This is a genomic window from Arsukibacterium sp. (assembly GCF_036735525.1).
In the GTDB taxonomy this organism is placed as follows: domain Bacteria; phylum Pseudomonadota; class Gammaproteobacteria; order Enterobacterales; family Alteromonadaceae; genus Alishewanella.
The window spans coordinates 9,446-18,347 of sequence record NZ_DAINOE010000068.1 but is presented as its reverse complement, the minus strand read 5'-3'; the positions used below and the strand labels follow the sequence as shown (position 1 = coordinate 18,347).

Sequence of the window (8,902 nt, the reverse complement as noted above, 5' to 3'; positions counted from 1 at the left end):
AAGCGATAAAGTGCATGGCTTTAGCTGGTTTAGCGCCAACACCACCAGCAGTATACAGCGTATTCGCTTGCCGGAGGGGCTTGAAGGTAACGCCTATATCAACGTTAGTTTTGTAAGAGCCGCCGACTCGGAAGCACTCTTTGTCAGCCCGTTAAGTTATGCCGTGGTGCCCTTTAATATTGATCGTAGCCGCCGTCAGTTAAACATCAACCTGGATGCTCCGGCAGAGGTGCGGCCAGGTAAGCCCTTTACCATTGGCTATCAGGCCAGCGACGCGGCTGATATGTTGATTTACGGTGTCGATGAGGGCATTTTGCAGGTGGCAGCGTATCGGTTACCTGATCCGTTGAGCCATTTTTTACAGAAGCAAGCACTACAGGTACGCAGCATGCAAATGCTCGATTTAATTTTACCTGAGTTTAGTCTGCTACAACGTCAACTGGCTGGAGTGGGTGGCGATAGTGAGAGAATAATGGTCACCGGCAGTCGCATGATGATGGATAAAAACCTTAATCCTTTTGCCCGTCGTGCCGAGCAGCCTGGAGTATTCTGGTTAGGATTGGTGAAAGCCGGGCCCGAGCGTCAGCAACAACAAGTGCAGGTACCGGCCAGCTTTAGTGGCAATTTAAAGCTGATGGCCGTCGCCGTTAGTGACACGGCGCTGGGCGCTTACAGCTCAGATGTGCAGGTGCGCGGGCCTTTTGTGCTTACCCCTGAAGTGCTGCAAAGCGCTGCGCCCGGCGATGAGTTTGAGGTTAATGTCTCGGTTGCCAATGGCGTTAAAGGCTCTGGCGCTAAGGCTGACATCGTCGTTAGCCTGCAGTTACCTGATGGCCTTAGCGCCCTGGGTGCAACTACACAAACCTTACACATAGCAGAGGGCAATGAGCAAAGTGCCCGCTTCAGGTTAAAAGCCGGTGCCACGCCTGGTGAGCTAACTCTTAGTTTCAACGCGCGTTACCAGCGAGCTGAGCTGATAGAAGAAGCCAACCGTGAAGTGAGCCTGAGTATCCGCCCGGCCAGCCATTATCGCACTAGCTTAAACGCCGGATACCAGGGTAAAGGGCCGCTTAAGTTAAACACCCGTTATCCGCTGCATAACGAGTTTGCTACGCAAAATGTGGCTGCCTCGGCTAATCCGCTGGTGTTGGCTGAAAGCTTTACCGATTTTCTCGCAAGCTATCCTCATGGTTGCACCGAGCAGGTGGTGTCGCAGGTCTTCCCCTGGATAGGCTTAGTGCAACAGCCGACTTATCAGTCGCGGCTGCCCCTGGTGCAGCAGCAATTTGCGGTGCTAATACAAAAGCTGGCAGAGCGGCAGCAAAGCGATGGTGGCTTTAGTTTCTGGCCGGGGGGCTATGCCAGCGCTGATTTCCCCAGTATTTATGTGATGCACTTTTTACTGGCGGCGCGCGAGCAGGGGCTGGCAGTGCCGGATTATATTTACCAGCAGGGCTTAAGTTATTTGCGTAATGTTGCCAGAGTCAGTGGTGCTAATTTGTATCAGGCGCGACTGCGTGCCAATGCCATTTATCTGTTAACCCGCAGCGGCGAGGTCACCACCAATTATCTGGTCGAACTGCATGAGCGCTTAGAGCAGCAACATCGGCAGGCCTGGCAAACGGATATTACGGCAATCTATATGGCGGCCAGTTATCAGTTATTACAACAACCAGAGCTGGCACGTGGCTTAATGGGCGGTTACCGGCTGGGGCAAAGCTCCACTATGCAGCAGGCCTATTTACAAAATAGGGAGGCGCAACGTATAGCCGCGCCGCTGCCACCTTTTGCTAACCCGGCGTTTCAGTCGCAACTGAGTTTAGATGCGCAATATGTTTATTTGCTATCCCGGCATTTTACTGAGCAAGCCAAAGCGCTTAACGCTGAGCACATTGTTAAATTGCTGCAGCCGGTATTTGATGGTCAGTACAATACTATAGCCACGGCTTATTCGGTGTTAGCGCTGGCCTCTTACGGTGAATTACAAGCCGACAGCAGTTTGCCACCCCCACGCTTTTACCAGCTAAGTGCTGCCGGTGAGCGCACTGCGCTTAGTAGCGCAGATAATCAGGGAGCGGCACAGCGTTACCGCTTTAATACTGAAGCCAAACAGCTGTTAATTGAGAGCAGTACGCCGCTGTTTTATGCGCTAAGTGAAGCCGGTTTTGCCATAACCCCTGAAGCCAAAGCCAGCGCTGAGCAATTAGAGGTGGTACGGGATTATCTGAACAGTGAAGGTCAGGTGGTTAACCGCGCCCGGCAGGGTGATGAGCTGACCGTCAGGTTGCGCTTGCGCAGTACCAATAACAGCTGGCATAACAATGTGGCGGTGGTCGATTTACTGCCAGCAGGTTTTAGCGTGGTGCGCAGCTCTGTCGCCAGAGAGCAAGGGCGCTGGCGCGCCGATTACGTGGATATTCGTGAAGACCGACTGGTGTATTATGCCGGTTTTGGCCCACAAATGACCGAGTTGCGCTATCAGGTTAAAGTGACGGCGGCGGGCGATTTTATGCTGCCAACGGTCAGAGCTGAGTCAATGTACGACAGCCGTGTGCGGGCCAATACCGCCGCCGGTCGCTTTGTGGTTGACGCGGCGCACTAAGCCAATGCAACCCAGGCGCTGGCTGTTGCGCTTATTGCTACTGCCACTGTTGTTGTTGGCGGCGGGTGCGCTATGGTTGGGCTTGAGTGCTAAGCCGGAGTTGTACGCTAATTATCAGCAGGGTAGCGCGTATTTTGCCGCTAATGGCGACTTGTTAAGTTTAAGGCTGGCTGCTGATCAGCGTTATCGCTTAAAACTGCCGCTGTCAGATATAGCGCCAAGCCTGCAGCAAGCTAAGCTATTGTACGAAGATCGACGATTTTACCAGCATTATGGCTTTGACTTTACTGCCATAGGCCGGGCGTTTTGGCAAGGTGTGGTGCGACAGGGCCGGCGGCAGGGCGCCTCGACCATTAGCATGCAACTGGCCCGGCTGCGCTTTGATATAGATACCCGCAGTATCAGTGGTAAGCTGAAACAACTGGCTTATGCGCTCTATCTGGAGCGGCATTTTAGCAAAGATCAACTGCTCGAAGCCTATTTTAACTATGCTCCCTATGGCGGCAACATTGAGGGCGTCGCCGCGGCCAGCCTGATTTACTTTGGTAAAGAAGCCAGTGAACTGACCTTACCCGAAGCACTGGCGCTAAGTGTGATCCCGCAAAACCCTAATCAGCGCAGCCCACTAAGCCAGGCTGGCCAGCAGCAATTAAATCTGGCCCGACAGCGCTTAACCGCACTCTGGCAGCAACAGGTCGCGGCTAATTTAGCCGGTAACGCTGCGCTTAGCGGCGAGGCAGCACCAAGCTTAACTACCCCACTGGATTTGCCGCTGCGCTATTTTAACCGTGCCGACTTGCCAAATTATGCGCCACACTTTGTTAATCAGTTGCGTCTGCAGGGGCAGTTGGAGGGGCGCTTTTACAGCAGTTTACAGTTGCCGTTGCAACAGCGCTTTGAGCAACAACTCAGTAGCTACTTAACCCGCCAGCAAGCGCTGGGTTTTACGAATGCCAGTGCATTATTGGTTAAGCGTAGCACCATGCAGGTACAGGCCTGGCTTGGCTCGGCCGATTTTAATAATGAGGCGATATCCGGTCAGGTTGATGGCGTGATGGCCGCGCGCTCACCGGGCTCGGCATTAAAACCTTTTGTGTATGCACTGGCGATGCAGCAGGGACATATCCATCCACAAAGCGTACTGACTGATTTACCGCGCCGCTATGGCAGCTTTAACCCGGAAAACTTTGACAGGCAGTTTGTCGGGCCTATTAGCGCTACTACGGCGCTGATTAACAGTCGTAATGTGCCTGCAGTGCAATTGCAAGCCAGATTACAGCAGCCTGACTTTTATCAATGGTTAAATGAAGCTGGGGTGGTGCTAAATCAGCCGGCCAGTCATTATGGTTTGGCGCTGGTGCTGGGCGGTATGGAGCTGAGTATGGCGCAACTGGTGCAGCTGTATGCGATGCTGGGTAATGAAGGCCAGTGGCAGCCGCTTGGCTGGCAATCCGAGCATGACAGTACTGTGCAAAAGCAGCAGTTATTAACAGCAGAAGCCGCCTTTTTAACGCTGGATATGCTGCGCCAGCACCCCGGAGTGCAAAGTAGCAGCCTAAGCGCTTTAATCGACAGCCGGCCGGTCGCATGGAAAACCGGTACCTCTTATGCTTTTCGAGATGCCTGGGCTATAGCGCTTAGTGGCGATTATGTGCTGGCGGTGTGGCTGGGAAATTTTGATGGCAGTAGTAACCCTAATCTGATTGGCCGCAGTGCTGCTGGCCCCTTATTATTTGAATTACTGGCCTTGCTGCCACGACAGCCCGGCAAAGAGCAGCAGTTGTTTCAGCCGGCAGCGGGCTTAACGCTGAAAAAAGTGCCGCTGTGTAGCCGTAGCGGTGATTTACCCAATAAATATTGTCCGCAAACTGAGCCTGGCTGGTTTATCCCCGGGGTGTCGCCCATTAAGGTGTCAGAGGTGCATCGCGCAGTCGCTATTGATCTACAAAGTGGCTTGCGTGCTTGCCTGCATCAGCCGGGTGTCACTGAGCTTAAGGTGTTTGAGTTCTGGCCATCCGATCTCAGCCAGGCCATGCAGCAGGCGGGTATTATGCTGGCGCAACCGCCACGCTATCAGCAGCTCTGTGAAGATAGGCTGTCATTAAGCCGTCAGCCGCCGGTTATTCGTTCACCACAAGCACAGTTAAGCTATATATTGCCGGCAGTTTCAGCCCAGGCCGAGTGGTCGGGCATAGCGCTACAGGCCAGTTTTGATGGCGCTGTGACGCAGGCGCACTGGTTTGCCAACAGCCGTTATTTGGGCTCGGTCGCCCCCGGTGAAACCTTGTTTTGGCCAGCAGAGCGCGGTCAGTTTGAGCTTAGGGTAGTGGATGATTTAGGCGGCGTGAGCCAACTAACGCTAAATGTGCACTGATAACCGAAGTTTCCTGTAAAAATACCGCAAAATTGTTACTATAAGTTCATTGCTGTTAGCTATAGAACGTGGCCGGGATTTAAATTAATGAAATTGATACCACAAGCTTTGCTGGGTGTTAGTGTCCTACTGTTGGCGATGCTGCTACAGGGCTGCGCTAAACCTGCTGAGCCGCAAGCTGATAATCCCCCTACTGACCGCCTGGCGCCGACACTGCTGCTGATCTCTATTGATGGTATGCGTTATGACTACCTTGAGCTGCATCAGGCACCGTTTTTAACGCAGCTGGCCACACAAGGTGTGCATGTTAAACAGCTGCAACCGGTATTCCCCAGTAAAACCTTCCCTAATCATTATTCGCTGGTCACGGGCTTGCATCCGCAAAAGCACGGTATTGTTGATAACAGTATGTACGATCCCAAATGGGATGCGCGTTTTGCCATGAGTATGGCTGAAGAAGTCGGCAATGGCCGCTGGTGGCAGGGCGAGCCGATTTGGGTGACTGCCGAGCTGCAGGGCCTGACGGCAGCAACTTATTTTTTTCCAGGATCTGAGGCCGAGATCAAAGGCAAAAGGCCGACGTACTGGTTTGAATATGAACACGACACACCTAACCGGCAGCGCGTTGATACGGTGCTGAACTGGTTGCAATTGCCCAAGGCTGAACGGCCGCAAGTGATAACGCTGTATTTTAGTGATGTAGACTCAGCTGGCCATATGTACGGGCCAGCATCAAACGAAGTAGCGGCGGCGCTTTTGCATATTGATAATGAAATCGCTTATTTAGCCGGGCAATTAACTGAGCTGGGCTTATTTGAGCAGGTGAATATGATTATCAGCTCAGATCATGGCATGGCTGAAGTCGATCAGCGCAAGCATGTGGTGCTGGACAGCTTATTTAGCGCCAATTTAGCGAAAAATGTTCGCTATTCGCGGGAAATTGTCAGTATCTTCCCAAAAGAGGGGGAAGAAGAGGCGTTGTACCAGCAATTAGCCGCCAGGGTGCCCGAGCAGGTGCGTTTGTACCGTAAGCATGAATTGCCTGAGCGTTTTCATTATCAGCAGCACCGGCGTATTGCATCTATTATTTTACTGGCTGAGCAGCCCTGGGTGTTTATCAGACAAAGCTTTTTACCCGATTTAGTGAATGATCCGAGTTTTTTACGTGCTCGCGGCAGCCACGGCTATGATAACGAAGAGCTACAGATGCAGGGTATGCTGCTGGCGCATGGCCCGGCCTTTTTACAAGGGCAGCAAGTTGAACGCTTAAGTATGGTGGATATATACAATGTGATGACGGCCGTACTGGGTTTAACAGCGGCCGACAATGACGGCGATGCCAGCATTTTGCCGTTATTACTTAAAGACAGCCGCGACTAAAGATGCAGTGCCAACATTTTCAGGCCGGTCGCTGTCAGTCCTGCAATTGGCTGGATAAGCCATATCCGCAGCAGCTGCAATTAAAGCAGCAACAACTGGCCGCATTAATGGCGCCGTTCGCTCCTGCTCAGCTGTTAGCGCCAATGGCCAGTGCCGAGCAGGGCTTTCGTTATAAAGCGAAAATGGTGGCGCTGGGCAGCGTTGCTCAACCTGTACTGGGCATTATTAATGCGAAGGGCGAGCAGGTCGATTTAGCCGATTGCCCCTTATATCCTGACAGCTTTGCGCCTGTCTTTGCGCTATGTAAAGCCTTTATCTGCCGCGCCAGGCTTACCCCTTATGATATTGCCAGCCGCAACGGTGAGCTTAAATATATTTTATTAAGCCAAAGCCTGCACAGTGGCCGTTTTATGCTGCGCTTTGTGCTGCGCTCAAAAAACTGTCTGGCGTCAATCACCAAACATTTACCCTGGCTATTACAGCACTTGCCCGAACTTGAGCTGTGCTCCGTCAATCTACAGCCGGCTGCCGCGGCGATTATTGAGGGCGCCGAAGAAATTATCTTAACTGAGCAGACAGTACTGGCAGAGCAGCTGAATCAGGTGCCGTTATACCTGCAACCGCAAAGCTTTTTTCAAACTCAGCCGGTAATAGCTGCCAGTTTATATCGCACTGCCGCACAATGGTTGGCTGAGCTACAGCAACAGCAGGGGCAATTCAGGCAAATCTGGGATTTGTTCTGTGGCGTCGGTGGTTTTGGCTTGCATCTGGTACAGCCAGAGCAACGATTAGTGGGGATTGAAATCTCAGCAGCGGCCATTAACAGTGCTCAGCGCTCAGCGGCTGAGTTGGGGCTAAGTAAGGTCAGCTTTGCAGCGCTGGATGCCACTGCCTTTGCTCATGCAGCCGCCAAAGCCCCGGATTTACTGGTAGTCAACCCACCGCGGCGCGGTTTAGGCGCTGCATTGTGTCAGGATATAGAACGGCTGGCACCAGGCTGGCTACTATATTCAAGCTGCAATGCCAGCACGCTGGCACAAGACTTAGCACAGCTAAGCCAGTACCAACTGTTAAAGGTGCAGCTGTTTGATATGTTTGCCCACAGCAGCCACTATGAAGTGTTGAGCCTGTTGTGCCGTAAGTCATCGTCTGCATCTGTTTAGCGAGTCCACTAGAAGTGATGTACTTAAGTTTATTTATGACCGGTTTTATAGCTGCGACCTTGTTTCCGGCCTCTTCTGAAGTGCTGTTACTGGCGTTATACCAGCAAGGCTATGCGGTGTTTGGCCTTTGGCTGGCCGCCACCAGCGGCAATACTTTGGGCTCTTGTGTTAACTGGTATCTGGGCAAAGAGTTGCTGCGCTTTCAGCATAAACGCTGGTTTCCGGTTAACCCCGCGCAGTTAGCTAAAGCCGGACAACAGTTTAACCGTTACGGCAGTTGGAGCCTGTTGTTGTCCTGGCTGCCGGTCGTCGGTGACCCTTTAACACTGGTTGCCGGCACGCTAAGGGTTCGCTTCGGGCTATTTTTGCTGTTAGTCACCCTGGGTAAGGGGTTGCGCTATGCGGTGTTGTTATATTTAGCCAGTAAGTTATTTTAATTTGGCGCTGGCATTGTATTTTATGTGTTTGCAATCTGATTGCATTTATCCTAAATTGAATGCATTGTAGCTGTTTGCTAGTTTCACGAATGCAATCAGAGGTGGATATCAATGGCGATGATGACGGTCAGAAACATACCTGATGAGGTACACAACGCATTAAAAGTTCGGGCAAAGTTGCATAATCGCAGTGCTGAGGCTGAGGTGAGGGCTATTTTGGAAGAAGTGATACTGCCAAAGTCACGTATTAAGCTAGGTGACGCCTTGTCAGCACTGAGTCGTGATATCGGACTAACCAATGAAGATGTCACCACTTTAGAGCAAGTAAGCAACAATACACCTGCAGAGCCGATGAGGTTTGAATGATAGTTCTGGATACTAACGTGGTTTCAGAGGCTATGAAGCCTGAGCCTGATCCGAATGTAAAAGCCTGGCTAAATGCGCAATCTGCCGAGATACTTTACCTTTCAAGCGTGACACTGGCGGAACTCCTTTTTGGCATTGGCATGTTGCCCAGTGGCAAGCGTAAAGAGATGCTGACTGATGCACTGAGTGGACTTATAACACTGTTCGATGGGCGTATTCTTGCATTTGACCAAGCTGCAGCAAAACAGTATGCCCAGTTAGCCACAAAGGCGAGAGCTGCAGGGCTTGGCTTTCCAATACCCAATGGTTACATTGCGGCTATTGTGGTATCTCAGGGGTTTAAAGTGGCCACTCGTGATTTTGCCCCTTTTAAAACGGCTAACATAGACGTTATTAACCCTTGGCAGTCAGAATTAAAATAGCTGATGGTCTCGTTAAAAAACAACACTCCAGATTTATCGAAAATTAACAATGTAATACCTCTGACATAATGCCAGCGCTAAACTTAACTGCTGTTAGACCACTTATTTTTATTGGCTTTATCAGGCCAGATCCGTCATCATTAGCCAATATTTTACAG

Annotated in this window: 7 protein-coding genes; all 7 read left to right on the top strand. The window is 51.5% G+C overall.

From position 1 onward, the window contains the following. Nucleotides 1-2,602: alpha-2-macroglobulin family protein (locus V7D78_RS12745; protein WP_333608833.1), on the top strand; the 2,602-nt coding region annotated here is incomplete at its 5' end. A gap of 25 nt (nucleotides 2,603-2,627) precedes the next feature. Continuing rightward, complete coding sequence (pbpC, locus tag V7D78_RS12740; RefSeq protein ID WP_333608832.1) at nucleotides 2,628-4,976, top strand: penicillin-binding protein 1C; 2,349 nt, start codon at nucleotides 2,628-2,630, stop codon at nucleotides 4,974-4,976. Between the two features lie 87 nt (nucleotides 4,977-5,063). Next, on the top strand, nucleotides 5,064-6,356 hold the full coding sequence (locus V7D78_RS12735; RefSeq protein WP_333608831.1) for an alkaline phosphatase family protein: 1,293 nt from the start codon (nucleotides 5,064-5,066) through the stop codon (nucleotides 6,354-6,356). 2 nt (nucleotides 6,357-6,358) lie between these two features. Then, nucleotides 6,359-7,519 (top strand): 23S rRNA (uracil(747)-C(5))-methyltransferase RlmC, encoded by a 1,161-nt coding sequence (gene rlmC / locus V7D78_RS12730; RefSeq protein WP_333608830.1) that lies wholly within the window; start codon nucleotides 6,359-6,361, stop codon nucleotides 7,517-7,519. A 35-nt stretch (nucleotides 7,520-7,554) separates the two neighbouring features. Beyond that, nucleotides 7,555-7,956 carry a YqaA family protein gene (locus V7D78_RS12725; RefSeq protein ID WP_333608829.1) on the top strand — a complete coding sequence of 134 codons (402 nt, stop codon included), beginning with the start codon at nucleotides 7,555-7,557 and terminating at the stop codon, nucleotides 7,954-7,956. A 111-nt stretch (nucleotides 7,957-8,067) separates the two neighbouring features. Then, nucleotides 8,068-8,322 (top strand): FitA-like ribbon-helix-helix domain-containing protein, encoded by a 255-nt coding sequence (locus V7D78_RS12720; RefSeq protein WP_333608828.1) that lies wholly within the window; start codon nucleotides 8,068-8,070, stop codon nucleotides 8,320-8,322. Beyond that, entirely contained in the window at nucleotides 8,319-8,744 is a 426-nt protein-coding gene (locus V7D78_RS12715) for a type II toxin-antitoxin system VapC family toxin (protein WP_333608827.1), read from the top strand. Before V7D78_RS12720 ends, V7D78_RS12715 begins: the two co-directional genes overlap by 4 nt. Nucleotides 8,745-8,902 lie beyond the last annotated feature (158 nt).

What these genes read in the sequence shown, in the direction of transcription:
- V7D78_RS12735 (WP_333608831.1), top strand. Translation starts at nt 5,064, where the DNA reads ATGAAATTGATACCACAAGCTTTGCTGGGTGTTAGTGTCCTACTGTTG.
- rlmC (WP_333608830.1), top strand. Translation starts at nt 6,359, where the DNA reads ATGCAGTGCCAACATTTTCAGGCCGGTCGCTGTCAGTCCTGCAATTGG.
- V7D78_RS12725 (WP_333608829.1), top strand. Translation starts at nt 7,555, where the DNA reads ATGACCGGTTTTATAGCTGCGACCTTGTTTCCGGCCTCTTCTGAAGTG.
- V7D78_RS12720 (WP_333608828.1), top strand. Translation starts at nt 8,068, where the DNA reads ATGGCGATGATGACGGTCAGAAACATACCTGATGAGGTACACAACGCA.
- V7D78_RS12715 (WP_333608827.1), top strand. Translation starts at nt 8,319, where the DNA reads ATGATAGTTCTGGATACTAACGTGGTTTCAGAGGCTATGAAGCCTGAG.